This window comes from Streptomyces sp. MB09-01 (assembly GCF_033794505.1).
Classification (GTDB): Bacteria; Actinomycetota; Actinomycetes; order Streptomycetales; family Streptomycetaceae; genus Streptomyces.
This window is the reverse complement of sequence record NZ_JARAYQ010000113.1, coordinates 1-25,555: the sequence shown is the minus strand read 5'-3', so window position 1 is coordinate 25,555 and position 25,555 is coordinate 1. Positions and strand designations below refer to the sequence as shown.

The window sequence follows — 25,555 nt, the reverse complement described above, 5'->3', positions numbered from 1 at the left end:
GATCCGCACCTCGGAGGCCGACAGCTTCTTGCCGCCGGTGGCCGCGGCGTTGGCGGCCTTGTCGCCCTCGTCCTTCTTGGCCTCGGAGCCGTAGCCGCAGGCGGTGAGCAGGAGGGGAAGGGTCGCGGTGACGGCGAGGGCGCGCAGGGCGGTGAGCGGTCTTGCGGCAGACACGGAGGTGTCCTTTCACGGGATGGTGTTCAGGGAGGTACGGGGACGGAGTCGGGGCGGCGTGAAGCCATCGGCACGTACGGAAGTGACCCCCGGCCGTGGTCGGCGGGGTCGCGGTCGCAGGCCGGGGGCGGGCATCGGACGCCCGCGCTCGAAGGCACGCGCTCGGTGAGGCCGGCCGACGGAGGGCGGGGCGGGACAGCGCCCGGTGGTGACCTGCGTGCGGAGCCAGGCCCGGCGAAGGGTGTCAGCCGGCCTGACAGATGGCGCTGGACGTACGGACCAGGTCGATGTGCCGGCGGGAGGTCAGGGGCAGCATCCGGCCTGCGCGGTGCAGTGTTCGCACGGCCGCCTCCCTGGATTCCTAGTTTTCCCACCTGGTTGGTAGGCATATTGGCAGAGGCGGAGGCGCGCCCCAAGGGGCTGACCGCATGGTGGACGCTTGAATCTCGATATCTGAGAATGCGCAGGTGGGGCGTAGGGAAGGGGTTAGGGGTTGGTCCAGGCCCCGGGAGTCTCGGCCAGTGCCGACACGTCAGCGGGCAGGTCGGACGCCGCGACGTCGGCGAGCGTCACGCCGTCGAGGATCTCGCGCACGTTGGCCCGCAGTGCGATCCACAAGGGGAGCAGCGCCTGGGCGGGGCCGGTGTAGGACAGGTCCGGCGGGCGGACCCCGCGCACCGAGACGAGCGGTCCGTCCACGACGCGGATCACATCCGCGATGCTGATGGAGCGGGCGGGCTTGGCCAGCCGGTAGCCGCCGTTGCCGCCCCGCTGGCTGAGCACGAGACCGCCTCGGCGCATGTCGTTGAGGATGCCCTCGAGGAACTTGTGCGGGATGTCCTGGGCGTCGGCGATGGCCTCCGCCTTCACCGGCCCGTCCTCCTGTGACGCGGCAAGCTGCAGCGCGGCACGTACCGCATAGTCCGCCCTGGCTGAGATGCGCATACGGACATTATCTGGCATGGCCGCGGCCGGTGTACGCCACGCGTGGCGGCCGGCTGCCGGGTAGGCGTACGCGGCAGCCGGGGGGCAGGGCCCAGGTCCGCGACCTGAGCCCGTGCCGTGCGTCAGCGGAAGGACGCCACCGCGCGGTGGGAGCCGTTGAGGTAGTGCTCGCCGATGGTGCGCAGTCGGTGCGCGACGGGACGGTGGGCCGTCAGGACCCGGGCGTTGCGCCAGAACCGGTCCAGGCCGGGCGCGTCGGCGAGTTCCAGCACCCGGGCGGTGATGCGCAGGGCGGCCTTCCCCGTCACGGTCTCGGCCGTGGCGACCAGGGCGGCGACGCCCGCGGCTCCCTCCGCATCGAGGTGCGGGCCCGTCTCGAGGGCCTGCGCCATCACGTCCGTCGCCCGATCGACGACGGCGGTGGCCGTCTGGGCGGCAGAGGCGAGTTCTCCGTACGTCAGGAAGAGGTCCGGGTCCTCGCCGGGCAGCCGGTGCGCGCGGCCGCCCCTGTTGAGGTCGCGCGCCTCGGTGAGGGCGCCCTCGGCGATGCCGAGGCCGACGTGGCACAGTGCCAGCCGGAGCGCCGGCTCCGCGAGCGCGGTGAAGGGTGCGGTCGACTCCTCGTCGTGCGGCCGGCGGCCCAGCACCTGCTCGGGCGTGACGGTGACCCGGTCGAGGACGACCGCGCCCGCGCCGGCGACGCGCTGCCCGAGGCGATCGTGGGCGGGCTCGACGGTCACGCCCCGTGCGCCGGGTGGGATCCGTACGACCAGGACGTCACCGTTCGCGGCACAGACGGCGTCGACCACGATCTGGTCGGCTGTCGCCACCGCCGTGTCCACGGCCCGGCGCCCGCTCAGCAGATGGCCGGTGGTGTGCCGCCTCAGTGTGAGGTCCGGTCCGTCGGTTTCGTCGTCGGGCCGAGGAGTGCGGACAGCGCCGGTCCACAGCCACCCCTCGCGCACCGACTCCTCTTCGAGGGCGGTCGCGTGCTGGTCACTCGCGTAGAAGCGCCCGCTCCAGGCGTGTACGTAATGGCGGGCGAGTACGTCGCCGACAGAGCTGTCGGCCACGGCGATCTCCCGTATGACGGCGCATCCGGTACGCCAGTCCGCCCCGCGGCCCGGCCCGGGCGGGGTGAGGGACGCCAGCAGGCCGGCCTCGCGCAGCCGGGCCGTCTCGTCGGTCGGCGGCTTGCCCGCCTGATCGCGGACGATGGCGTCCGCCGCGAGGTCCTCCGCCACATCGCGGGCGGTACGCAGGAGGGCGCGGCGCTGCTCGTCGACGGGTCGGCGGCCGGTGGTGCCCGGTGTCCTCGGCGCGGGCGTCACCGGCAGGCCCGGGCGCCGCTGCGGGGTGCGGGGGTGGGGCGGACAGCGGTGCCCTGGGGGGTGGCGGTGGTCATGTCGGCTACTCCGGAACGTTGTTGGGTGGCGTCAGCGCCGGTGGTGGCGACCTAATCCCCACCTTTCCCATCGGATTGATAGGGATACTTGCCGGAAGCGGCCCTCCCGGCAAGACCGTGACCGAATGGTGGACGGATCCATCTCGAGATGGAAGACGCTGCAGGTCGGCGGCCAGCTGGTGGGTTATTCCTATGTAATCAGTAGGGAAGTATTGACGCAGGCCCGCCGTGCACCTCACGATGTGGCCATGTCCCCGTCGCAGCCGTTGCTCGTACGCCGCAGGCACGTTGACTTCCGTCGCGTCGCCAGCGCGGTCTGCCGACCCGTTTAGGGTTTCTTCGCCAGGGCATTTCCTCGACGCGCGCCGGTCATCCGGCTGCTGCCTCCCTCTGTGCGTCGCGCTTCCTACGTGACCCCGGTCCTTTGAGTCGTACGGGTCCCCGTGCCGCGTGCGACGCGCCGGTTCTCCCGGTCGCATCCGGATCCGTCGTGGAGTCCCCTGCCCCGTCGTGGCCGAACACCCGGCATCCGTACCTGACTCCGAGCAGCCGAAGGGGCTCATCGTGACCACCGCCGTTCCCGCACCCGCCATCCGCCGTTCCCCGGCCCCGCACCTCCAACTGGTCGGAGACCGTCCGCCCGTCCTCGTCAACGGGACCGATGGCGGCCGCGTCGCCTACCTCGTCTTCCTGCCGGCGAACGTCGACCCGGTGGCGGTGATGACAGCCCACGGCATACGCCCGGAGATCCGTTCCCTCGAGCCCGGGACGCCTCCGGCCCCCGAGCCGGACCCGGCCTCACACCCCGGCCCCGTCCCGCACGGCGATGCCATCCGGGTCGACCGCGCACGTCGGCTGGCCGAGGTCGACGGGCGCGAACTGGACCTCACCTACCTGGAGTTCGACCTCCTGGACCACCTCGTGACCCATCCGTACACCGTGCACACACGCGATGCCCTCATCTCGGGCATCTGGGGCCACGGGCACTTCGGCGACGGCCGTACGGTCGATGTCCACGTGGCCCGGCTGCGCCGCAAGCTCGGTCCCGCCCACCGGGGCCGCATCTCCACCGTGCGCCGCGTCGGCTACAGGTACGTACCCGACCACCAGTAGCCGATTCATTTCATCGAAAGCGCGGTGTGCACGCACCCCGACCACCGGGGCACCGGGCTGGCGACCCGGCTGGTCCGCGCCGTCGCCGCGGGCATCCGGGAGCGCGGCGACGCCCCGTTCCTCCACACCGCCGCGAGCAACGCGACGGCGATCCGCCTGTACGAGTCGATCGGCTTCACCCTGCGCCGCCGCCCGTCCTTCACGGCGGTCTGCCCGCCCGGCAACACCGCTGCCAACTTCTCTTAATATGCAGGTCCTTGTAGGGCACCGCTATGAGGCATAGCGTTTCGAGGAGAAATTGGTGACGGGCCTCTTCCCCGCCCTCTCGTACGCCCTCATATTCGCGACGCGCATCGGCCTCCTTTTCGCCCGGCCGGTCAGGAAGGCGTAATTCGACGTGCCCTCATCCCCGCCCGCATCCGCATTCGCACCGGCATTCACATCAGCACCTTCCGAACCGCTGCACCTCGCCGTCGCGCTCGACGGTGCGGGCCGGCACCCCGCCGCCTGGCGCGAGCCGGGCGCCCGGCCCGGTGAACTCTTCACGGCCCGTTACTGGGCCGATGCCGTGGCCGAGGCCGAAGCCGGGCTGCTCGACTTCGTCACCTTCGAGGATTCCCTCGCCCTCCAGTCGTCCTCGGCGGACGGTCCCGACGGACGCACGGACCAGGTCCGCGGGCGGCTCGACGCGGTACTCACCGCCGCCCGGGTCGCACCGCTGACGCGGCACATCGGACTGGTGCCGACGGTGACCGCCACCCACACCGAGCCGTTCCACATATCCAAGGCGGTCGCCACGCTGGACCACGTCAGCCGCGGGCGTGCGGGCCTGCACATCCAGGTGTCGCAACTGGCCCACGAAGCCCGGCACTTCGGACGTCGTGCGGTCCCGCTCCCCGAAGCGGAGTCCCATGAGGAGGCCACCGACCACATCGAAGTGATCCGGCGGCTGTGGGACAGCTGGGACGACGACGCCGAGATCCGGGACGTGGCCACCGGCCGGTTCGTCGACCGCGACAAGCTGCACCACATCGACTTCGAGGGCCGCCACTTCAGCGTCAGGGGGCCGTCGATCACCCCCCGCCCGCCGCAGGGGCAACCCCTCATCACCGCGGCGGGCACCGCCGGCGCGCAGGGCGAGGTCAGCGCTGCGTACGGCCTCATCGCCCGGTCCACGGACCTCGGGTACGTCGCCGCGCGCGACGCCGACGGGGCCCGCGCGGCGGTCACGCAGATCCGGCAGGCCCGGGAACACGCAGGGCTCGCGGCGCAGCCGCTGCACCTCTTCGCGGACCTCACCGTGTTCCTGGACGAGGACGCCCCGGCCGCAGGCGCGCGCAAGGAACGCCTCGACGCCCTCGCGGGCGCCCCGTACGGCAGTGACACGTCGGTCTTCACCGGGACCTCCGCGCAGCTGGCGGACCTGCTGCAGGACTGGCGGACGGCCGGCCTGTCGGGCTTCCTCCTGCGGCCGGGCACGCACGCCCACGACCTGCCCGCGATCACCCGGGGGCTGGTGCCGGAGCTCCAGCGGCGCGGGATCTTCCGCCGCGCGTACGAGGCGGACACCCTGCGCGGCCTGCTGGGCCTGGAGCGCCCGGCCGGCCGCTACGCAGCCCACCCCGCCGCCTGATCCCGGACCGGAAGGCCCCCTCATGAGCAGCAAGCAGCTCAAGCAGATCCATCTCGCAGCCCACTTCCCCGGCGTCAACAACACGACCGTGTGGAGCGACCCGGCGGCCGGAAGCCACATCGACTTCGACTCCTTCGTCCACTTCGCGCGGACCGCCGAACGCGCCAAGTTCGACTTCCTCTTCCTCGCCGAGGGGCTGAGGCTGCGCGAACAGGGCGGGAAGTTATACGACTTGGACGTGGTCGGCCGTCCCGACACCTTTACGGTGCTCGCCGCCCTGGCAGCGGTCACCGAACGCCTGGGCCTGACCGGCACGATCAATTCCACCTTCAACGAGCCCTACGAAGTGGCCCGCCAGTTCGCCTCCCTCGACCACCTGTCCGAGGGCCGGGCCGCCTGGAACGTGGTCACCTCCTGGGACGCCTTCACCGGCGAGAACTTCCGGCGCGGCGGGTTCCTGCCGCGCGAGGAGCGCTACAGCCGGGCCAAGGAGTTCCTGGTCACCGCGACCGAGCTGTTCGACTCGTGGGACGGCTCCGAGATCCTCGCCGACGCCGGGTCGGGCGCCTTCCTGCGGGACGCGCGGGCCGGGGCCTTCGCCCACCAGGGGCAGCACTTCGACATCGAGGGCCGCTTCAACGTGCCGCGCAGCCCGCAGGGCCGGCCGGTGATCTTCCAGGCGGGTGACTCCGACGAGGGCCGCGAGTTCGCCGCCTCCAGTGCCGACGCGATCTTCGGCCGGTACGGAACCCTCGACGCGGGCCGGGAGTTCTACGCCGACGTCAAGGGCCGGCTGGCCGCGTACGGGCGCAGCCACGACGAGCTGAAGATCCTGCCCGCGGCCACCTTCGTCCTCGGCGACACCGACGCCGAGGCCCGCGAGGCGGCCCACGAGGTGCGCCGCCTCCAGGTGAGCGGGCAGACCGCGATCAAGTTCCTGGAACACGTCTGGAACCGGGACCTGTCGGGCTACGACCCGGACGGCCCGCTGCCCGCGGTCGACCCGGAGGTCGGGGAGAACACCATCGCCCTCGGGCGCGCGAGCGTCCGCGAGTTCCGGGACCCGCTCGCCACCGCCCGGCAGTGGCGAGCGCTCGCCGAGGCCAAGAACCTGTCGATCCGCGAGCTCGTCATCTCCACCACCGCCGACCAGACCTTCGTCGGCTCCGCAGCCACCGTCGCCGACCAGATCAACACGCTGGTGCAGGCGGACGCGGCCGACGGCTTCATCCTGGTCCCCCACATCACACCGGGCGGCCTGGACGTCTTCGCCGACACCGTGGTCCCGCTCCTGCAGGAGCGGGGCGCCTTCCGCACCGAGTACGCGGGCACCACCCTGCGCGACCACCTCGGGCTCGCGGTGCCGGAGGCCGTCTCCGACCGGCAGGCAGCAAGCTCATGAAGTTCCTGACCATCACCCTGATCACGGACTCCGCGGATCCGGTGACGGGCGACCCCACACCCACCCGCGAGCGGTTCCGCGAGGTGGTCGACGCCGCGCTGCTCGCGGAGGAGCTCGGCTTCGACGGCTTCGGGGTCGGCGAGCGCCACGAGCGGCCCTTCCTGTCGTCCTCGCCCCCCGTGGTCCTCAGCCACATCGCCGCACTGACCCGCCGGATCCGGCTGTTCACCGCCGTGACCACCCTGAGCCTGCTGGACCCGGTGCGTGCGTACGAGGACTACGCGACGCTCGACCACCTCTCCGACGGCCGCCTGGAACTCATGATCGGCAAGGGCAACGGCACGGCCCAGCGGGAGCTGTTCCACGTGACCCCCGAGGACCAGTGGGAGCGCAACGCCGAGGGCTACGAGCTGTTCCGGCGGATCTGGCGCGAGGACAAGGTCAGCGCCGACCCGCGCTTCCGCCCCTCGCTCTCCGGCGCCGAGGTGCTGCCGCGGCCCTTCCAGCCGGCCCTGCGGGTCTGGCACGGCAGTGCGACCAGCCGGGAGTCCGTCGATCTCGCGGCGCGCTACGGAGACCCGCTCTTCTCGGCGAACGTCACCCACCCGATCGGTCCGTACGCCGCGCTGATCCGCCACTACCGGGAGCGCTGGGAGCACTACGGGCACGATCCGGCGCACGCCGTCGTCGGCGCGGGCTCGGCCGGCTACCACGCGGCCCCCACCTCGCAGCAGGCGGTGGCGGCGTACCGGCCGGCGTTCGCCCGCTACCTCGCCTTCCACGAGCAGCAGGGCCTGGCTCCCGTCTTCCCGACGCTGGAGGACTTCGTCGAGCGGAGCTCGGCGCTGATCGGCAGCCCCCAGCAGGTGATCGAGAAGGTCCACCGCTACCACGAGGCCTTCGGCCACACGGCCCTGCACGTCCAGGCGGAGCCGGGCGGGCTCACCCCCGCGGAGCACCGGGCCTCCCTCGAACTCTTCCAGTCGCAGATCGCCCCGGTGCTGCGCCGCGAGATCCCCGACCCTTCCTTCCCCGACCTGTAAGGAGCCCGGCCATGTCCGGCACACCCCTCGGGGTCCTCGACCTCGTCCCGGTCCCGTCCGGCTCCACCGCCGCCGAGGCCCTGCAGCGCAGCATCGACCTCGCCCGGCAGACGGAGGCCTTCGGCTACGCCCGCTACTGGTTCGCCGAGCACCACCTCAATCCGGGAGTGGCCGGGACCTCCCCGGCGGTCGTGCTCGCGCTGACCGCCTCCGCGACCTCGACCATCCGGCTCGGCTCCGGCGCCGTCCAGCTCGGGCACCGCACCGCCCTGTCCACGGTCGAGGAGTTCGGCCTGATCGACGCGCTGCACCCCGGGCGCCTCGACCTGGGCCTGGGCCGCTCGCCCGGCCGGCCGCAGCCGGGAGCTTCGCAGGACCCTCCCTTCGAGGGGTACACCCCGAACGGGCTCCGCATCCCGGCCCGGTTCTCCTTCGCGCACCTGCTGGGCCATCCGCGGGTCGCGCTCCAGCAGCGGCTGCTGAACCTGCCCGGTGCCCAGCCGCAGGACTACGCCGAGCAGATCGACGACGTCCTCGCGCTGCTGCGGGGCGACTACCGCTCCCCGGAAGGGGTGGAGGCTCGTGCCGTGCCCGGCGAGGGGGCCGACGTGCAGGTGTGGATCCTGGGCAGCAGCGGCGGAGTCAGCGCGGAGACCGCCGGCCGCAACGGCCTGCGGTTCGCGGCCAACTACCACGTCAGCCCCGCATCGGTGCTGGAGGCGGCCGAGGGCTACCGGGCCGCCTTCAAGCCCTCCGCCGAGCTGGACCGGCCGTACCTGACGGTGTCCGCCGACGTCGTCGTCGCCGAGGACGACGCGACCGCCCGCGAACTGGCCACCGGATACGCGCCGTGGGTGCGCAGCATCCGTACCGCCGAGGGCGCCATCCCCTTCCCCACGCCCGCCGAGGCGCGCGCCCTGCCCTGGACGGAGGCGGACCGGGAACTCGTCGCCGACCGGGTGGACACCCAGTTCGTCGGCTCGCCGCGGACCGTCGCCGATCACCTGGAGCGGCTCCAGGAGGCCACCGGGGCCGACGAGCTGCTGATCACCACCATCACGCACGACCACGCGGACCGGGTCCGCTCCTACCGCCTGCTGGCCGAGGAGTGGCGACGTCGTTGACCGCCCGGGCGGAGCAGCCGACGAGAGCGGGTCCCCCGGAGGGCCCGGCGCGCCTGTCCGTCACGACCCGCTCACGCAGCGTGGGCGGCGCCGGGCCCTTCGCCTGCGTTCCGACTCGCCCGAATGGTCCCGGTCGCGACAGCATGGGAGGGGGCGGTCAGGCTCCTCGGGAGGAGGCGATACGGACGGTGAGCAGGCGTCGCTTTGCGTTCTGCGGGGCAGAGCTGGCCGCTGTCTATGTGGTCGCCGACCAGGCCAGGGAACTCCATCTGGCCGAGCTGACCGGAAACCGCGAGGTCCTCTACGGCCTGCCCGCGATCCTCGCCGTGGCCAGCCATTCGCCCGCCGCCAACGCCTTCCGCGACGGCCGCCCCCTGTGGCTGACTCCCAAGGAACTCGCCACGTTCATCGAGGACGATCCCCACCATTTCCCCACCCGGATCCGGGACGGCGACCCCGACTCGCCGGCCAGGATCTCGCTCGGCGCGCTGCCGCTGGGGCACGGCGACCAGGAACTCGGGTGCCTGATCGTCGCCGGCGACGTCGGGGACGGCTTCAGCGCCGACGACCGCAGCCTTCTGGAGCTCTACGCCGATCAGGTGGCGGCTGGACTCGAATCGGTCGCCGCTCGCTTCGCCGGACGCAAGGCCCCGCAGGCACATCTGGGCCAGTCCCTGGTGCCCCACCAAGGCGGCGCGTTCATCCTGGAACTGAGCACCGGCCGCATGGAGGCCCACGCCCACGTGCTCGAACTCCTCGGTCTGGCTCCCGAGCAGTTCGACGGACAGGTGGAGACCCTGCTGGCCTGCGCCGTCCCCGACGACATGCCCGCACTGATGGCGGTCGTGGAGCCGGACCGGCTGGTCGCCGCCGGCCAGCAGCTGGCGTTCCGCATCCGCCGCCCGAACGGCGAGCTGCGCTGGCTGGGGCTGCGCTGCCGCGTCGAGGTGGACTCCTCCGGCACACCCCAGCGCGTCCTCGGCGTGGTGGCCGACGCCACGTATCTGCGCCCCAGCGCCGACGAGGTCTCCCTCGTACAGCGGCTGTCGGCCACGCTGGCGGGAGCGGCGACCATCCGAGAGGTCAGCCGGCTGGCGGCCGCCGCCCTGCGAGAGCCGCTCGGCGCCTCCCGGGTCGCGGTCGGCGAACTGGAACCCGAGCGGCTCATCGTCACCGCCCTCGACCCTCCGGAGCCCGATGCCTGGCCCGAGGTCTGGCGCGCGGAATGGCGGTCCGTGTGGCCCGACGTGTCCCTCAGCGACCTCCCCACCCTGGAGGGCGCGCTGCGCGGCGGGCACATGGGCCTGTGGCCGCCGGGCGCGGATCTCGAACCCGGACTCCTGGGCGTCGGGCCCGGCGGCCTCGCCGTGCTGCCCCTTCCGGCCGAAGGCAGGATCGTCGGGTTGTGCCTGGTCGGGTGGGACGGGGAGCACCGGTTCGGACCGGAGGAGCGGTCGCTGCTGACCGCGACCGCGGGGCTGGTGGGGCAGGCCCTGGTGCGCGCCCACGCACTGGACGCGGGCCACGAACTCGCCACCATGCTCCAGCGCAGTCTGCTGCCCCGCAAGCTCCCGGAGCTGCCGGGCGGTGTCGCCGTCGCCCGCTACCTGCCCGCGACGGCGGGACTCGAGGTCGGCGGCGACTGGTACGACGTCATTCCGCTCGGTGAGGGGCACGTGGCGTTCGTCATCGGGGACGTGCAGGGGCACAGCGCGGGAGCCGCCACCATCATGGGCCAGATGCGCACGGCGGTCAGGGCCTACGCGGTGGAGGGCCACCCGCCCGATGTGGTGGTCGCGCGGGCCAACCGCCTGCTCGTCGGCATGGAGACCGATCTCTTCGCCACCTGCACGTACGTGGACCTGGACATGGAGGAGGGCATCGCCAGGGTCGTACGGGCCGGCCATCTGCCGCCGATACTGCGCCGTCCCGACGGCGTCACCGAGGAGATGGCGGTCGAGGGCGGACCTCCCCTGGGCGTGCTCGCGGAAGCCGAATTCCCCATGACCGAGGCGGGGCTGGTCCCCGGCACCGTGCTCGTCCTGCTGACGGACGGCCTGGTCGAGTCCGCCAGGCTGCCGCTGGAGGAGGGCATGCGGCGGGTGCGCGATGTGCTCGCCGCGGCCGACCCGGTCGATCCCGGAGGGGTCGCCGACGAGCTGGTCTTCGGTGTGGGCCGTCGCGACGACGACGTGGCGTTGTTGCTGCTGCGCTACGACGGCACGCGGGGCCGGCCGATGCGCGGCCACTGGACGGTGTGGCGGCTGCCCAACGCGGTCCTGCACGCACGCCGCTTCACCGCGCGCACCCTGCGGTCCTGGGGAGTGGAGGAGGAACTCGACGCGGCCCTGCTGGTCGTGTCCGAGCTGGTCACCAACGCCATCGCGCACACGCAGGGCGAGGTGGGGATGGACCTGACCCTGTCGGCGGACCGGCTGCGGATCGCGGTGAACGACGCGTCGCCGCGCAGCCCCGTCAAACCGGTGTGGGTGAGCTGGGAGTCGACCGGCGGTCGAGGGTTGCTCATCGTCGAAGCGACGACGATGGCCTGGGGCTCGGTGCCGCTCAGCGGCGGCAAACAGGTGTGGGCCGAGATCCCCTGGCACCGCGCGAACGGCTGAAGCGGCCGGGCGGCCACGGGTTCCGTGTGCCGGGTTCGCGGGCCCGGGGCAGTCGGCCCGTAGGGTCGTGACCATGGCCCGCACCACACCACCGCGTCCGTTCGACCCCGAAGTCCTCTTTCCCGCTCTGGCCGCCCATCGCGGCACGACCACCCGGCTCCATCCGCGGCCGGGCGAGCCGGACGTGACGGACAGTCATGTGGGCGGGCCGCTGCTCTGGCCCGCGGACGCACCGTGGCCGGTGTGCTCGCAGCCCCACCCGCGTGACCGGGGTCGGCGCCCGCAGGACATCCGGCTCGAGCGCTTCCTCGGCGAGTTCTGGCTGCGCGGTGGCGGCAGCCCGGTCGGCGAGGAGAAGCAGGAGCTGCTGTGCGCGCTCCGGGACGAATACGAGGTGGCGGGGCTGGAGGACACCGAGCCGATCCCCCTGCTCGGCGTGGCCCAGTTCCATCGCAGGGACATCCCCGATCTTCCGGCCGGGCCGGACGGCTGCGACCTCCTCCAGCTGTTCTGGTGCCCCTTCGACCGACACGGTGAGACCGGCTACGGAATGCACGTGGACCTGCGCTGGCAGCGCTCCCAGGAGGTGACGGATCCGATCACCCGGCAGCCGGAGCCCGAGGTGGTCGGCTACGACGCATACGTGCCCGAGCCCTGCGTACTCCACCCCGAGCAAGTGACCACCTACCAGTACGGGGGCCTGCTTCCGATGGAACTGGCGGCTGCCATCACAGACTGGGAGCGTCCGCCGGGGCTACGGCGCGGTGCCCGCCCCTGCTACCGGTACGACCTCTCCATCCCCCCGGGCTGGAGGATCGGCGGCTTCGCGTCCTGGCACGTGACCGACCCGTACCCGATGGACTGCGCCTCCTGCGGACGGGCCATGGCGCTCGTCCTCACCGTCGACAGCTCCGAGTGGGACGGCGGCACGTACAGCTGGATCCCGCTCGAGGACGGGCCATCCGCCGGAGAACTCAAGGAGGGCACGCCGACGAAGGTCACCGTCGGGCGCTGGGGCGAACTGAACGTCTTCGGCTGCCCGGCCGACCCCGCCCATCCGCCCCGGTGGAGCGTCCAGTAGTCCGGCTCCGCATGCTGCCGCCGGTGCCGGCCTTCAACGACCGTCGGCCCGGTCCAGTCGGGGTGGTGGCGCAGCGGGTGGCCGGCCAGGCCGGGGCGATCGCGGTGAACGTCGCCTGCCGCTCCGGGTGGCCGGCCGTCGCACCGGGCCGCCGCCGATCCGGGATCCACTGCCCGAGCCGCCCGATCGGGTCTCAGGCGGAGCGGTGTACCTCCCACCGGGAGACGCCGCAGTGCTCCTCGGCGACGTACAGGGTGCCGTCCGGGCCGAAGACGAGCCCGTGGGGTTCGCGGTCGGGGTCCGCGAGCGGGTGTTCGGTGATCGTCCCGTCCGGGGTGACGGAGCCGATCCGGCCGGTCGCCCACTCGGTGAACCAGCAGGTCCCGTCCGGTGCGACCGCGACGGCGTGCGGGCGGCAGTCGGCTTCGGGCAGTGCGAACCCGGTGATCTCCACGCCCGCCCCGCCGGTCGTGAGCCGCCCGATCCGCCCGGCGCCGATCTCGGCGAACCACAGGCTTCCGTCCGGGCCGGCCGTGAGCCCGACCGGGGCGGCACCGGGTGTGGGCAGGGGGTGGAGCCGGACCTCGCCGGAGACGGTGATCCGGCCGATCGCGTTCGCCTGGTTGAGGGTGAACCACAGGGCTTCATCGGGTCCCACCGTGAGGAAGGACGGGAATCCCCCCTCGCACGGCAGCGGGAACTCGCGGACCTCGCCGTCCGGGCCGATCCGGCCGATGCGGCCGGTGTTCGTCAGGGTGAACCACACGCCGCCGTCGGGCCCGGCCGCGATCCCGTAGGGCCCGCCCGCGCCGCCGGGCAGCGCGTACGAGCAGCTTTCGCCGTCCACCGTGATCCGGCCGATCCGGTGGTCCCGGTACCGGGTGAACCACAGGGCGCCGTCCGGTCCGGTGGTGATCAGGGTGGGGCCGCAGTCGGGGGAGTCCAGTGCGAACTCCTCGACGAGGCCGGTCGAAGGGCTGAGGCGGCCGATGCGCCCGGCGTGGACCAGCGTGCACCACAGCTGGCCGTCCGGCCCGACGGCGAGCGCGTACGGGCCGGAGCCGACGGTGGGGAGGGCGAGCGTGCCGAGCGGGGTCGCGGAGGTGGTCAAGCGAGCCGGCCTTTCGAGGGCGGAAGGGGGGACAGGGGAGCGGCTGACCGGTCGTCACAGGGAGGCGCCGGCCGCGGTGGGCGCGGGGGCGCGCAGGTCGAGCCGGTGTCCCGGCCAGCGGGCGCACAGCCGCCGGTCGTGGCTGACGACGACCACCGCGCCGGCGAACCGGGCCAGTGCCTCCTCCAGTTCCTCCGCCAGCGCGGGGGAGAGGTGGTTCGTGGGCTCGTCCAGCAGCAGGACGTCGGCCGGTTCGGTGACCAGGCGGGCCAGGGCAAGCCGCCGGCGCTGCCCGACGGACAGGGAGTCGACCGGAGCGGACAGCCGGTCGCGGGGGAACAGGCCCAGCGACAGGAGCTGTTCGGCGTGTTGCTCGGGGGTCCCGGGGCGGCCCTCGGCGTAGGCCGCGAGCAGTGTCCGGCCGCCCGCGCCGACGTCGGTGTGCTGGGCCAGCAGCCCGGTCCGGCCGTGCCGGACGACCTGCCCGAGATCGGGGGCCAGGGCGCCGGCCAGAACGTGCAGCAGGGTGCTCTTGCCCGCCCCGTTCGGGCCCGTGACCAGCAGTCGGCCGCCGGCCGGCACGCTCACGTCCACCGGCGCGAGCCGCCCCTCGACCGCGACGCCCGCCGCGGCCAGCAGTACCCGTCGCACGTCGCCGGACCCGGCCGGCCCGACGGGCGTACGGGGTTCGGTGGCGGTGGCGGTGGCGGTGGCGGTGGTGGATGTGGCGGTGCGCGGTACGGCGGTGAACCGCAGCGGGTCCGCGGGTGCGGGCACCGGCTGGGACAGCAGCCGGGCGATCCGTTCCTCGGCGTTGCGGACCCGGCTCGCGAGGGACTGCTGGACCCGGCCGGCAGCGCGGTCGTACGCCATCTTGTTGCCGTCCTTCATGGCCCGGCCGGGCGCCACTCGGCGGGCGGTGACGGCGGCGGCCTCGCGCAGCCGGGCCACCTCGGCCCGCCAGGCGGTGTGGGCCGCGGCGCGGCGCCGCCGCTCGGCGGCGCGCTCGGCGAGGTAGCCCGCGTAGCCGTTGCCGTACCGCACGGTCCCGTGCAGGTCGCCGTCGACCTCCAGGAGGGAGGTGGCGACGCGTTCCAGGAAGGCCCGGTCGTGGGAGACGGCGACCGTGATGCCGCGCCGGGCGCGCAGGTGGTCCTCGAGCCAGGTCAGGGCGGCGCCGTCGAGGTGGTTGGTGGGCTCGTCGAGGAGCAGCACCTCCGGGGCGGCGGCGAGCAGTACGGCGAGGCGCAGGCGTACGGTCTCGCCGCCGGACAGGCCACCGACGGCGAGCTCGCGGGGCAGCGCCGGCAGGCCGAGGCCGTGCAGGGAACGTTCCACGCGGGCGTCCGCGTCGTACCCGCCGCGCAGTTCGAAGGCGGTGAGGCTGTCGGCGTACAAGGTGAGGGTCTCGGTGGTGGCGTCGCCGTCGGCCATCCGGGCCTCCAGCCGGCGCAGGAGCCGTTCCAGGGCATGCAACTCGGTGAGGGCCCGGTCCACCACCTGCTGGACGGTCAGGTGCGGGGGGAGGTCTTCCTCTTGCGCGAGATAGCCGATGCCGCACTCGGCGCGTAGGACGACCTCGCCGCGGTCGGGGCGTTCGGCGCCGGCCAGCAGCCGGAGCAGGGTGGACTTGCCGGAGCCGTTCTCGCCGACGATGCCGAGGCGTTCGCCGACGGCGAGGGAGCAGTCGACGGAGTCGAGGACCAGGCGGCCTTCGTAGGCCTTGGTGAGGTCAGACGCGGTGAGCTGGGCGGTCACAGGGCGGCTCCAGGGGTTCGGGGGCGGGATGCGTCACGGAGGCGGTGTGGTGGGCGGCAACGCGGGGGATGACCACGGGACTTCTCCTTTAAGGCGACGAATGTTGCGTTAAAATGCTGGCATGGATTCCCGCATTCAGGCAAGCGAAGATTCCGGCCGACAGGAACCGGCCACGAGGCGGCGCCGGACGGGCGGCCGGAGCGCCCGCGTCCGCACCCAGGTACTGGAGTCGGTGGGCGCACTGCTCCTCGAGGCCGGGTACGACGGGCTGACGGTCGACGCGGTCGCGGAACGCGCCGGCGTCCACCGCACGACCGTCTACCGGCGCTGGGGCGACGTCGGGCGCCTGCTGGCCGACGTACTCGACGCAGCGTCCGACGACACGTGGAGCCCACCGGACGCCGGGTCGCTGCAGGACGATCTGACCGCCCTCAACCAAGAGGTGTACGAGGCGCTGGCCGGCGGCGGCCCGAACCTGACCACGGCCCTGATCGCCGCCGGGTTCCGGTCGGCGGAGGCCGCGGCGGCGCTGTCGCGCTTCTGGGAGGAGCGCTACGCACGGTGTGCGGTGGTCGTCACCCGGGCGGCCGACCGGGGTGAACTGGCCGGCCCCGCCGACAGCCGGTCGCTGCTCGTCGCAGCGACCGCCCCGCTCTACCACGAGCTGCTGCTGCTCCGGTCCGCCCCCGACCCGACGCTGCCGCGCCGCGCCGCGGAGGCCGCGGCCGCGGCGGCGCGCGCCGGCGCCTTCCGGCCGCGTGACCCGCGTCCCTAGCCGGCGCCGCAGCGCCGGTGCCTGCCGTCCCCTGGGGACTGGAGTGCGGCAGGCGAGCGACGACCCCGACGTGCGGCTGCCTGGCACGGCGGGCGTCGGTGGCAGCGGTGCGCCGTCCGCCCGGCCGCTGTTACCTCTCGGCAGGGGACCCGCGCCGGCGGACGGCCGGCGCAATCACCGGGGAACGTCCTCACGGCGAGGTCCTGGCCGCGCGTCGCGGCCAGGACGGCCCCGGACACCGGTCCGGCGCAGCTCGGCAACGTCAGTCCTGTGCAAGGTGGTTACCCAGCCGGTCACGGCCGCTCGGAGCTGCGCAACCACTTCAGACCGCTGCGGCAGTTCGCCCTGGCCACGTCGAACTGGGGGAGCGCGTCCCACCACAGTGGCGGTCCGGACGACTACACCTGCTCCTGATACACCCTGATCTCGGTGCCCGTCCGCGATCATCGTGGCCCGGGCGGCTTTCCTCTGCGGTCGGTGATCTCGACGACATGACCCGGCTACGGATGCACCGCGCCGACGAGCAGGACACCCTTGACCTGATCCGCGCGTTCATGAGCATGCACGTCGCCTTCGTCTCACCGGCGTCGACGTACCCCCTTCCGGCCTCCTGCGCGAAGGCCGCCCGTACCCGGCCTCGGGCAGCGAGTGCTGCGGTCGTGCGCTGTCAGGGCCCCGTGGCCCCCGGCCGTGTGTTCAGGCGCCGATGTGTGCCCCGTCGCCGGCGCCGAGGAGGGGGACGGTGAGCCGGCGTTCGACGGCCTGGGCAGCGACCACAGCTCGGTACGCCGCTTCCGATCCTGCGCGCCCTGGCGGTCGGCGCGGCGGATCCCGGGCACGGCGAGGGCCAGAGCGGTCAGGGACGAGGCCAGCCCGGCGCCGAGCAGTACCCCGGCGAGTACGGCCCCGTCCGCCAGGGCGAACGGAAGCGCGAACCCGAGGCAGAGCGTGCCGAGGCCGCCGAGGACGGCCAGCATCCACCACAGCGGGGTGAGCGGGTGCTCGTTGAGCAGGTGGTCGACCAGCTGCCGGTCGGTGGGACGCCGCCGACGGTGTTCGCCGGCGGCGGCGAACAGCTCGGCACGTCCGCGCAGCGCCCAGACGCCGCGCACTCCCACGCATGCGACGGGCAGCACGAACAGCGTCACCAGTACCAGGACCGCCTGGCCCCCCCGCGGCACCGGCACCCATCCGCAGGCGTCGGCCACCACGGATGCCAGGGCGGCCCCCGCGATGACGGCACTCACCGCGCTCGTGGCCACGACCATCTCCGGGCCCGGCGCACCCGAGCGCTGAGAGGGAACTCGACCGCGTCCAATGACTTCTCCGTTCCATGACCGCCGGTACTCTACGCAGCCCGCCGAGGAAGCGAAGCAGCGCCTCTGCACCCGCCGTGAGCCCGGCCGGCAGGACCCGCGCAGAACGTGGACGGGACCTGGTTTGCCGGCGGATGCCGTGCCCACGGCTACGGCATCGTGACGTGGATCACCCCCGCCCGGCAGACGATCGCCTCGCCGGAGGGCGGCGCCCCCGCTCTTCGACGAGTGGAGCCCCCGCTCTTCGACGAGTGGGGCCCGTTCGGCGTCGCTCAGCGACTCCGGCGGGCGTTGAGCCGGGCGGCCTGCCGCGTCAGGTGGTCGCGTTCGGCCGTGTTGGGGGCCTTCCGGGCCGCCTCGGCGTACAGGCGCGCCGCCGTCACCAGGTCGCCGTCGCGCTCGTGGAGGTACGCCGCCACCGCGGTGTGGCGCGGCAGTGAGTCGTCCAGCGCCGCGAGCGCCGCCAGGCCGGCGCGTGGCCCGTCGGCCTCTCCGACGGCCACTGCGCGGTTGAGCCGGACGACCGGGCTGTCGGTCAGGCGCGCGAGCTCGTCGTACCACTCGACGATCTCCACCCAGTCGGTCTCCTCGGCGGTGCGCGCGTCGGCGTGCAGGGCCGCGATGGCGGCCTGGGCCTGGAACTCGCCCAACCGGTCGCGGGAGAGGGCCGCCTGCAGGATCCCCACGCCCTCGGCGATCGACCTGGTGTCCCACCGGCCGCGGTCCTGCTCGGCGAGCGGCACCAGGCTGCCGTCGGGCGCGGTCCGGGCGGCCCGCCGGGCGTGGTGCAGCAGCATGAGGGCGAGCAGCCCCGCCACCTCGGGGTGGTCGATCGCGGCCGCGAGCTGCCGGGTGAGCCGGATGGCCTCGGCGGCGAGGTCGACGTCGCCGGAGTAGCCCTCGTTGAAGACCAGGTAGAGGACGCGCAGCACCGTGGCGACGTCGCCGGGCTGATCGAACCGCACGCCCGAGACCGTGCGCTTGGCCCGGCTGATGCGCTGTGCCATCGTCGCCTCGGGCACCAGGTAGGCCCGGGCGATCTGGCGGGTGGTCAGCCCGCCGACGGCGCGCAGCGTGAGCGCGACCGCGGACGACGGCGTCAGCGACGGGTGGGCGCACAGGAAGTAGAGCTGGAGCGTGTCGTCCGTCCCGGACACCGGACCGGGCGCCGGCTCCTCGTCGACGAGGACCTCGCGCCGGCGCCGGGCGGCGGCCGAGCGGGTCGCGTCGAGGAACCGGCGCCAGGCCACGGTGATCAGCCAGCCCTTCGGGTCCCGCGGCCGGTCGTCCGGCCAGACCCGGACGGCCTCCAGCAGCGCGTCCTGTACGGCGTCCTCGGCCGCCGCGAAGTCGGCTCCGCGGCGGACAAGGATCGCGAGCACGCTCGGCGTGAGACTCCGGAGCAGGGCCTCGTCCACCTGGTTCACGTGGTTCACCTGCGAGGTCATTCCGTGATGGTGGGCGGCGCGGCCAGGAACGGGCGCACTTCCAGCCACTCGTGGATCGGCTTTCCACCGGCCCCGGGGGCGGCGGAAAGCTCCCCGGCCAGCTCGAGGGCGCGCTCGTAGCTGTCGACGTCGATCACCATCCAGCCTGCGATGAGGTCCTTGGTCTCGGCGAACGGGCCGTCGGTGACCGGCGGGCGCCCCTCGCCGTCGTACCGGACGAACGTCCCCTCGGGGGCGAGCGCCTGACCGTCGACGAACTCGCCGGTCCCCTCGAGCCGGGCCGCGAAGTCCTGCATGTACTGCACGTGCGCCGAGATCTCCTCCGGCGTCCACTGGTCCATGGGGACGTCGTTGACCGCTGCCGGGGCGCCGCGGTAGTGCTTGAGCAGCAGGTACTTGGCCATGATGCTTCTCCTCGGTGCTGTGCGACCCATTGTGGTCGCGTTCACTGCGGGGACGGAGCCGGTCTGGGGTTCTCGACATCCTCTCCGAAACTTTTTCTCCCGCAGCGAGAGGAGGCCCTGCGCCGCCCCGGCGCGGCTAGCATGCGGGGATGGAGATCCGCGTGGGCCAGGTGGTGGTCCACTACGTGGAGCACGGGAGCGGCCGGCCCGTGTTGGTGCTCCACGGCGCCGGCGTCGACCACCGCGAGACCGAGGCCTGCTTCGAGCCGGCTCTCGACGGCGTCGCGGGGCTGCGGCGGATCTACCCCGACCTCCCCGGCATGGGCCGCACCACCGCTCCCGGGACGCTGCGCAGCGCCGACGACGTCCTCGACACGCTGCTCGCCTTCGCCGACGAAGTCACGGGCGGGACCGCGTACCTCCTCGTCGGTCACTCGGCGGGCGCGTACTACGCACAGGCGATGGCCGCGAGGGGCCGGGCGCAGGTCGCCGGCCTGGCGCTGGTCTGTCCGTTGCTGCCGGAACTCCGGGACGTCCCGGAGCACCGCGTCGTCGCCGGATCGGGTGAGATCGGTGACGACGTCTTCCGGAACTACTTCGTGATCCAGACCCCGGAGATGCTCGAACGCCACGAGCAGTACGTCGCCCCGTCCGCAGCGCTCGTCGACCAGGTGGCGCTCGAACGGATCGGCGAACGGTGGGAGCTCACCCCCGGTCACGCGCCGGCCTACGCGGGTCCGACAGCCGTTGTGGCGGGGCGGCTGGACTCGACGGTCGGGTACGCCGCCGCCATCGACCTCGTCGACCATTACCCGCACGCCTCGCTCGCCGTCGTCGACGACGCGGGCCACGCCCTGCCCCACGAGCGACCGGAACTCCTGCGCGCCCTCCTCGCCGACTGGCTCGAGCGCGTCGGGCGCGCCGAGCATTGACCTGACCTGACCTGACCTGACCCGAAGGCGGCTCCCGACCTGGTCGGAGATGCCCGCGCAACTGGGGCGGCCGACGCCCGTTTGACACGGTCCGAGGGGGTGGCAGGGTGGTAGGTGGGGTCAATCTTGGGAGGTTCCGGATGGCATCCTGTTGGGCTTGGGATTCCCTGGCGAGGCAGCTTCCGCTCAGGCTGACGGCCGGCACGTTCTTCCTGAACTCCGGCGTTTCGAAGCTGGGCGCGGACGAGGCCACGGCCGAGGGACTGCACCAGTTCGCCGCTCAGAGCTACCCGTTCCTGGGCGAGCAGGACGCCCAGAAGTTCGTCCGGCTGCTCGCCGCGGGGGAGATCGCCATCGCCGCCGCGCTGCTCGTGCCGTTCGTCCCGGCCGCCGTCGCCGGGGCCGCGGTGACCGCGTTCTCCGCCGGCACCCTCGGGCTCTACCTGCGCACGCCCGGCATGCGCCAGGAAGGCAGCCTGCGCCCCACCGAGCAGGGGATCGCGCTGGCCAAGGACGTCTGGCTGCTCGGCATCGGCGTCGCCCTCGTCGTCGACGGCCTCAACGAACACGGGTGACGCACCCCGCGAGTACGTCGGCCACCCGACCGATCAACGCGTCGACACGGCCGACGTGTACTCGGCGGGGGAGTCGGAGACCATCGTCGGCAAGGCGCTCGCCGGAGGCCGACGGGACCGGGTGGTGCCGGCCACCAAGTTCCACGGCAGCCTCGGCGAAGACCCCAACGAGCAGGGGAACAGCCGCCGTTGGGTCATCCGGGCAGCCGGGCACCAACCTGTCCACCCGGGACGCCGGATGCGTACCGCCCGCCCTGTCCGACCCACTGCTGCGCCGCCGCCCTCGCCCCTGACCGCGCCGGCCGCCGTCCCCGCCCTCGGCGGAGACTGCGGCCGACCGGACTTGCGCGCGTTTCTACGCGCGTAGGAAGGGTTCGCCGCATGTCGGAAGCCACAAGCACGAAAGCCGTCGACTGGATCATCGGCCACACCTGCTCCAAGAGTGGAATCAATAACTCCAACCTCAGGAGATGATTCCGGCCACCGGGCCGGAGGGCGCCCACCCTCGGCCGGGTGTGCCAGGAGCAGCGACATCCAAGCGACATCAGGGGAATACACCCGTGCGACGAAAGATCTTCGGCGCGGCCGCCACCGCGGTCGTGCTCGGCCTGCTGATACCACTGTCCGGATGCGGCAGTTCGGACGACGCCGCGGGTGACGGCGGAACGCTCCGCCTGGTGGCCGCCGAGTACGGCGACACCCCGGCCACCAGTTCCAAGGCCTACTGGGACAAGGTGACCGGCAGCTTCACCGCTGCCAACCCCGGCATCAAGGTCGAGGTCCAGCTGCTGCCGTGGGCCGACATCGACCGCGAGGTCTCCCGGATGGTGAAGGCGGGCAAGGCGCCCGATGTGGCGCTCATGGGCTCCTATTCGGACTTCGCCGCGCAAGGGAAGCTCTACTCCGCCGAAGAGCTCCTCTCGGTCGGAGCAGAGGCGAACTTCCTGCAGCCGCTCGCCGAGGCGGGGACCGTCAACAGCCGTCTCTACGGACTGCCCTTCGTGGCGAGTAGCCGTCTCCTGTTCTACAACGAGGCGCTCTTCGCCAAGGCCGGTGTCAAGAAGGCCCCCAAGACCTGGCCGGAGCTCAAGGCTGCCGCCAAGGCGCTCAAGGACAAGGACGTGAAGTATCCGTACGCCATGCCCCTGGGGCCGGAGGAGGCGCACGCCGAGGCGTTGATCTGGGAGCTCAGCAACGGCGGTGGCTACGCGGACAGCAGCGGGAAGTACAGCCTGGACTCCGAGCAGAACATCAGGACCTGGCAGTGGGTCAAGGACAACCTGGTGACCCCCGGCCTGGTCGGGCCCACCCCGCCGTCCCGGCTGAACCGCGCCGACGCCTTCGCCGCCTTCCTCCGCGGTGAGGTCGGCATGCTCAACGGCTACCCGTCGCTCGCCCACCAGGCGGCCGAGAAGGGCATCGATGTCGGCACCGTTGCCATGCCGGTCTCGGACTCGCTCGGCTCGGGGGAGAGCCCGCCGACCGTGGGCGTGGCCGACTGGCTGGTGGCCTTCAAACAGCACGACCGGCGCGCCGAGATCGGCAAGTTCCTGGAGTTCGTCTACCAGGACAAGAACCTGTCGGACTTCGCCGGCCGTTACCACCTGCTGCCGGCCACCGCCTCCGCCGCGCGCACCCCGGCCGGCGGCGGCCTCAGCCAGACCGACGAGGAGTTCCTGAACGCGCTGCGGACCGCCCGGCTCTACCCGGTGAACGACCCGTCGTGGGTGACGGTCAGCGACACGATCAAGCGCAGCATCGGGCGCGCCGTGGAACCGGGCGGCGACCCGAAGGCCGTCCTGGAGGACATCGCGACCAAGTCGGTGGAAGCCGGCAAGGAGAACTGACGGCTTCCCGGGGAACCGCCGACGCGATGTCCAGGGGCCCCGGGGCTTCAGGGGCTACTTGCCCCGCTGGTTGAACGGCAGTCTGCCGAGTACGCCCGCCATCCCGCAGGTGTTGGTGAGCGCGGAGAACACCAGACCGGCCGCGATCCCGGCGGACAGCAGCCGGAACGCCGGGTGGACGAACAGGCCCAGGCCCAGACCCAGCAGCACGATGGCGCCCGCGGTGAAGCGGACCTGGCGCTCCATGGCCCAGACGGCCCGCGGCGGGCCGGCCGGGTACTCGAGTCCGTGGCCCCCGGCGGCCCACGCCGTGGTGCCGCCGCCCAGGCTCGACGCGGGGATGCCGTGGGACGCCAGGGTGGCGGTGGCGTTTTCCGAGCGGGCGCCCGACGAGCACACGAGGAGGAGCGGTTTGCGCGCGGCGGCCTGCCGGAGCTCCGGCAGCGCCCGCCCGATCCGGTCGAGCGGGATGTTGACGGCGTCCGGCAGGTGGCCGGATGCGAACTCGGCGGGAGTGCGGACATCGACGACGGTCAGCTCGTCGAGGTGGGGCTGCGCCTCGCCGACGCTCAGTGTGGCGGCGGAATCACTCATGGCGGATCGGATCCTTGGCAGGGGGAGGGGTACGCACGCGCAGGCGGCGCAGGGGCCGGCCTAGGCGTTCGCGATGACGAGGAGGGTGCGGGCGGGGGTCGGGCCCGTCAGGCGACATCGGTGCGGGACTTCGCCCCGGTGGTGGGCGCTCTGGCCGGCGCGCAGGGTCAGCGGCGCCTCGCCCTCGAGCTCCAGGACTATCTCGCCCTCCAGGACGTAGAGGAAGTCCTCGCCGGGGTGCTCGAACCAGCCGCGCTCGCCCTGCCCGGGCTCGAAGTGGTGCTCGTACGCCTCCATCAGCGCGCTGCGGCCCCCGGGGATGAGCACCTGCGCGACCTGCCCCGCGGTCTCGGTCACCCGGATCACCTGCGGGTCGCTCTCGTGGCTGACCGTGCCCGGACGGCCGGGCGGTCGCAGGAAGGTGCCCGGCGTGACGTCGAGCGCCTCGGCGATCCGGTAGATGGAGCTGAGGCTGGGCGTCGCGAGGCCGCGTTCGAGCTGGCTGAGGAAGGGCTGGGAGAGGCCTGAGCGGGCGGCGAGGACGGCCATGGAGACGCCGCGCTGTTTGCGGCAGCTGCGGATCACCCGTCCGACCTCGATCGCCTCCGGCGTTGGTTCGGGTCGAGACACGCAGGTGAACGTACCGCATCACCGATCAGGGGTCCGGCGCCCCGGCGAGGTTTCGCACTGCCGCAACACTCCCTTCATAAGCGTGGTCAATTATTGACCTCACTTATCGACGACGGAGGAGCCGCCCCGTGCAAGCCACCCACTCACCGCCCGGCCGGACCCTCGGCCGACTGGGCCCGGCCCTGGGCGCGGCAGGCGCCGTGCTCGCGCTCTGGTACCTGCTGGCCTGGTCCGGTGCGGTGGCCCCGGGACTCCTCCCCACGCCCGCCCAGACCCTGACCGCGCTCGTGGACAGCGCCCGCAGCGGCATCCTGGCCGCCGATCTCGGCGCCAGCCTGGCCCGCGCCGGGCAGGGCTTCGCGCTGGGCGCCCTCGTCGGCAGCGCCCTGGGCTTCGCCACCGGCTACCTGCCCAGGCTCTCCGCCGCCGTCACCCCGCTCGTCTCCTTCCTGCGCCCGATCCCGGCCATCGCCCTGGTACCGCTCGCCACCGCCTGGTTCGGCATCGGGGAGAGCGCCAAGCGCCTGCTGATCGCGTACGCCGTACTGCTCGCCGTATGGCTCTACGTCCACGACGGGGTGGCCCGGGTCCCGCTCTCCCACCTGCGGGCGGCCCGGTCGCTGGGGGCGCCGCTGCACCGACGGTTCGTCGAGGTGCTGCTGCCCGCCGCTGCGCCCGCCCTGCTCGCGGCGCTGCGCTACGGGGCGTCGGTGGCCCTGCTCGCCCTGGTGGCCGCGGAACTGGGCGGCGCGGACAGCGGTCTGGCGTACCGGCTCCAGGTCGACGGCCAGTTCCTGCGGGTCGACCGGATGTTCGCCGGGCTGCTCGTGCTCGGGCTGCTCGGCGTGGCCGTCGACCTCGTACTGGCCGCGATCGGCCGCCGGTTCGTGCACTGGACCGCGTCATGAGCCGGGCCGTACGTCTGGAGGGGTTGTCCGTGGGCTACGGCGCCGCCCCCGTGCTGGAGCGGACGGACCTGGACCTGCCCGCGGGCTCCTTCACCGCCCTGCTCGGGCCGAGCGGATGCGGCAAGTCGACGGTGCTGGGCGCCGTGGCCGGGTTCGTACCGCCCACCACCGGCACGGTGACGGCAGGTTCCCGGCCGGTGCGCGGACCGGGGCCCGACCGGGGCGTGGTCTTCCAGCACTACGCGCTCTTCCCCTGGCGCACCGCCCGCGGCAACGTCGAGTTCGCGCTCAAGCGTCTCGGGCTGCCGCGCGCGGAACGCCGCCGGCGCGCCCTGGCGGCGCTCGCCGAGGTCGGCCTGGCGGACGGCACCGACAAGTACCCGGCGCAGCTCTCGGGCGGCATGCAGCAACGCGTCGCGCTGGCCCGCGCCCTGGCCGCCGAGCCCGAAGTGCTCCTGATGGACGAGCCGTTCGGGGCGCTGGACGCCCTGACCCGGACCCGCATGCAGCGCCTGCTGCGGGAGCTGTGGCAGCGCAGGGGCACCACCGTGCTGTTCGTCACGCACGACATCGACGAGGCGCTGGCCCTCGCCCAGCGGGTCGTCGTCCTCGGCGGATCCCCCGGGCGGGTGCTGGCCGACCACCCGGTGCCCGACGGGCCCCCCGACCCGGACCTGCGCTCACTGATCGCCCGCCACCTCGGTTCCGACTGAGAC

General features: G+C 73.1%; 24 protein-coding genes and 2 pseudogenes. 16 read left to right on the top strand and 10 right to left on the bottom strand.

Going from position 1 to position 25,555, the window contains the following annotated elements; all coding sequences use genetic code 11:
* Window positions 1-418: 418 nt before the first annotated feature.
* From PV721_RS23095 to PV721_RS23085, 3 genes are all read right to left on the bottom strand, one after another.
* On the bottom strand, window positions 419-517 hold the full coding sequence (locus PV721_RS23095) for a putative leader peptide (protein ID WP_319727357.1): 99 nt from the start codon (window positions 515-517) through the stop codon (window positions 419-421).
* Window positions 518-660: 143 nt separating this feature from the next.
* On the bottom strand, window positions 661-1,119 hold the full coding sequence (locus PV721_RS23090) for an Rrf2 family transcriptional regulator (RefSeq protein WP_319727355.1): 459 nt from the start codon (window positions 1,117-1,119) through the stop codon (window positions 661-663).
* A gap of 122 nt (window positions 1,120-1,241) precedes the next feature.
* Window positions 1,242-2,450: an acyl-CoA dehydrogenase family protein gene (locus PV721_RS23085; protein ID WP_319727353.1), complete on the bottom strand. Its 1,209-nt coding sequence runs from the start codon at window positions 2,448-2,450 to the stop codon at window positions 1,242-1,244.
* Between PV721_RS23085 and PV721_RS43995 the strand changes: the two genes are divergently transcribed.
* The 9 genes and pseudogenes from PV721_RS43995 (at window position 2,335) to PV721_RS23045 (ending at window position 12,541) form a co-directional block, all read left to right on the top strand.
* Window positions 2,335-2,856: a putative leader peptide gene (locus PV721_RS43995; protein ID WP_416371159.1), complete on the top strand. Its 522-nt coding sequence runs from the start codon at window positions 2,335-2,337 to the stop codon at window positions 2,854-2,856. The two genes, PV721_RS23085 and PV721_RS43995, sit on opposite strands and share 116 nt — an antisense overlap.
* A 232-nt stretch (window positions 2,857-3,088) precedes the next feature.
* Window positions 3,089-3,637: a winged helix-turn-helix domain-containing protein gene (locus PV721_RS23080; protein ID WP_319727352.1), complete on the top strand. Its 549-nt coding sequence runs from the start codon at window positions 3,089-3,091 to the stop codon at window positions 3,635-3,637.
* Window positions 3,638-3,655: 18 nt separating this feature from the next.
* Window positions 3,656-3,883: pseudogene (locus PV721_RS23075) on the top strand (GNAT family N-acetyltransferase); the annotation flags it as partial.
* A 151-nt stretch (window positions 3,884-4,034) separates the two neighbouring features.
* The gene (locus PV721_RS23070) at window positions 4,035-5,270 is read left to right on the top strand and encodes an LLM class flavin-dependent oxidoreductase (protein ID WP_319727350.1); all 1,236 of its coding nucleotides are present in this window, start codon (window positions 4,035-4,037) and stop codon (window positions 5,268-5,270) included.
* A 22-nt stretch (window positions 5,271-5,292) separates the two neighbouring features.
* On the top strand, window positions 5,293-6,672 hold the full coding sequence (locus tag PV721_RS23065) for an NtaA/DmoA family FMN-dependent monooxygenase (protein WP_319727349.1): 1,380 nt from the start codon (window positions 5,293-5,295) through the stop codon (window positions 6,670-6,672).
* On the top strand, window positions 6,669-7,715 hold the full coding sequence (locus PV721_RS23060) for an LLM class flavin-dependent oxidoreductase (RefSeq protein ID WP_319727348.1): 1,047 nt from the start codon (window positions 6,669-6,671) through the stop codon (window positions 7,713-7,715). Before PV721_RS23065 ends, PV721_RS23060 begins: the two co-directional genes overlap by 4 nt.
* 11 nt (window positions 7,716-7,726) lie before the next feature.
* A complete protein-coding gene (locus tag PV721_RS23055) occupies window positions 7,727-8,839 on the top strand; it encodes an LLM class flavin-dependent oxidoreductase (protein ID WP_319727346.1) in 1,113 nt (370 codons plus the stop codon).
* A gap of 143 nt (window positions 8,840-8,982) precedes the next feature.
* The gene (locus PV721_RS23050; RefSeq protein WP_416371158.1) at window positions 8,983-11,460 is read left to right on the top strand and encodes a SpoIIE family protein phosphatase; all 2,478 of its coding nucleotides are present in this window, start codon (window positions 8,983-8,985) and stop codon (window positions 11,458-11,460) included.
* A gap of 73 nt (window positions 11,461-11,533) precedes the next feature.
* On the top strand, window positions 11,534-12,541 hold the full coding sequence (locus tag PV721_RS23045) for a hypothetical protein (RefSeq protein ID WP_319727344.1): 1,008 nt from the start codon (window positions 11,534-11,536) through the stop codon (window positions 12,539-12,541).
* 193 nt (window positions 12,542-12,734) lie between these two features.
* Here PV721_RS23045 and PV721_RS23040 read toward each other — a convergent pair whose 3' ends face one another.
* Together PV721_RS23040 and PV721_RS23035 are read right to left on the bottom strand one after the other, a co-directional pair.
* Window positions 12,735-13,652 (bottom strand): virginiamycin B lyase, encoded by a 918-nt coding sequence (locus PV721_RS23040; protein WP_319727343.1) that lies wholly within the window; start codon window positions 13,650-13,652, stop codon window positions 12,735-12,737.
* Between the two features lie 54 nt (window positions 13,653-13,706).
* A complete protein-coding gene (locus PV721_RS23035; RefSeq protein ID WP_319727341.1) occupies window positions 13,707-15,410 on the bottom strand; it encodes an ABC-F family ATP-binding cassette domain-containing protein in 1,704 nt (567 codons plus the stop codon).
* A gap of 121 nt (window positions 15,411-15,531) precedes the next feature.
* Here PV721_RS23035 and PV721_RS23030 point away from each other — a divergent pair, with 121 nt between their 5' ends.
* Window positions 15,532-16,185, top strand: coding sequence for a TetR/AcrR family transcriptional regulator (locus PV721_RS23030; RefSeq protein WP_319727340.1), 654 nt, complete (start codon window positions 15,532-15,534; stop codon window positions 16,183-16,185).
* Between the two features lie 578 nt (window positions 16,186-16,763).
* Here PV721_RS23030 and PV721_RS23025 read toward each other — a convergent pair.
* The 3 genes from PV721_RS23025 to PV721_RS23015 form a co-directional block, all read right to left on the bottom strand.
* Window positions 16,764-17,447, bottom strand: a complete 684-nt coding sequence (locus PV721_RS23025; protein WP_319727339.1) for a hypothetical protein — start codon at window positions 17,445-17,447, stop codon at window positions 16,764-16,766.
* 326 nt (window positions 17,448-17,773) lie between these two features.
* Complete coding sequence (locus PV721_RS23020) at window positions 17,774-18,919, bottom strand: RNA polymerase sigma factor (protein ID WP_319727359.1); 1,146 nt, start codon at window positions 18,917-18,919, stop codon at window positions 17,774-17,776.
* A gap of 26 nt (window positions 18,920-18,945) precedes the next feature.
* Window positions 18,946-19,353, bottom strand: coding sequence for a YciI family protein (locus PV721_RS23015; protein ID WP_319727337.1), 408 nt, complete (start codon window positions 19,351-19,353; stop codon window positions 18,946-18,948).
* Between the two features lie 149 nt (window positions 19,354-19,502).
* Here PV721_RS23015 and PV721_RS23010 point away from each other — a divergent pair, with 149 nt between their 5' ends.
* The 4 genes and pseudogenes from PV721_RS23010 (at window position 19,503) to PV721_RS22995 (ending at window position 22,707) form a co-directional block, all read left to right on the top strand.
* On the top strand, window positions 19,503-20,285 hold the full coding sequence (locus PV721_RS23010; protein WP_319727336.1) for an alpha/beta hydrolase: 783 nt from the start codon (window positions 19,503-19,505) through the stop codon (window positions 20,283-20,285).
* A gap of 140 nt (window positions 20,286-20,425) precedes the next feature.
* A complete protein-coding gene (locus PV721_RS23005; RefSeq protein WP_319727335.1) occupies window positions 20,426-20,860 on the top strand; it encodes a hypothetical protein in 435 nt (144 codons plus the stop codon).
* A 40-nt stretch (window positions 20,861-20,900) separates the two neighbouring features.
* Window positions 20,901-21,062 (top strand): annotated as a pseudogene (locus PV721_RS23000) (aldo/keto reductase); the annotation flags it as partial.
* A 358-nt stretch (window positions 21,063-21,420) separates the two neighbouring features.
* Complete coding sequence (locus PV721_RS22995; RefSeq protein ID WP_319727332.1) at window positions 21,421-22,707, top strand: extracellular solute-binding protein; 1,287 nt, start codon at window positions 21,421-21,423, stop codon at window positions 22,705-22,707.
* Between the two features lie 54 nt (window positions 22,708-22,761).
* On the opposite strand, the gene PV721_RS22990 is transcribed toward PV721_RS22995, so the two are convergent.
* Window positions 22,762-23,301 (bottom strand): rhodanese-like domain-containing protein, encoded by a 540-nt coding sequence (locus tag PV721_RS22990; RefSeq protein WP_319727330.1) that lies wholly within the window; start codon window positions 23,299-23,301, stop codon window positions 22,762-22,764.
* Window positions 23,302-23,361: 60 nt separating this feature from the next.
* Window positions 23,362-23,931: an XRE family transcriptional regulator gene (locus PV721_RS22985; RefSeq protein WP_319727327.1), complete on the bottom strand. Its 570-nt coding sequence runs from the start codon at window positions 23,929-23,931 to the stop codon at window positions 23,362-23,364.
* Window positions 23,932-24,059: 128 nt separating this feature from the next.
* On the opposite strand from PV721_RS22985, the gene PV721_RS22980 reads away from it, so the two are divergent.
* Window positions 24,060-24,839, top strand: a complete 780-nt coding sequence (locus PV721_RS22980; protein WP_319727325.1) for an ABC transporter permease — start codon at window positions 24,060-24,062, stop codon at window positions 24,837-24,839.
* On the top strand, window positions 24,836-25,552 hold the full coding sequence (locus PV721_RS22975) for an ABC transporter ATP-binding protein (RefSeq protein ID WP_319727323.1): 717 nt from the start codon (window positions 24,836-24,838) through the stop codon (window positions 25,550-25,552). Before PV721_RS22980 ends, PV721_RS22975 begins: the two co-directional genes overlap by 4 nt.
* The last annotated feature ends 3 nt before the right edge of the window (window positions 25,553-25,555 follow it).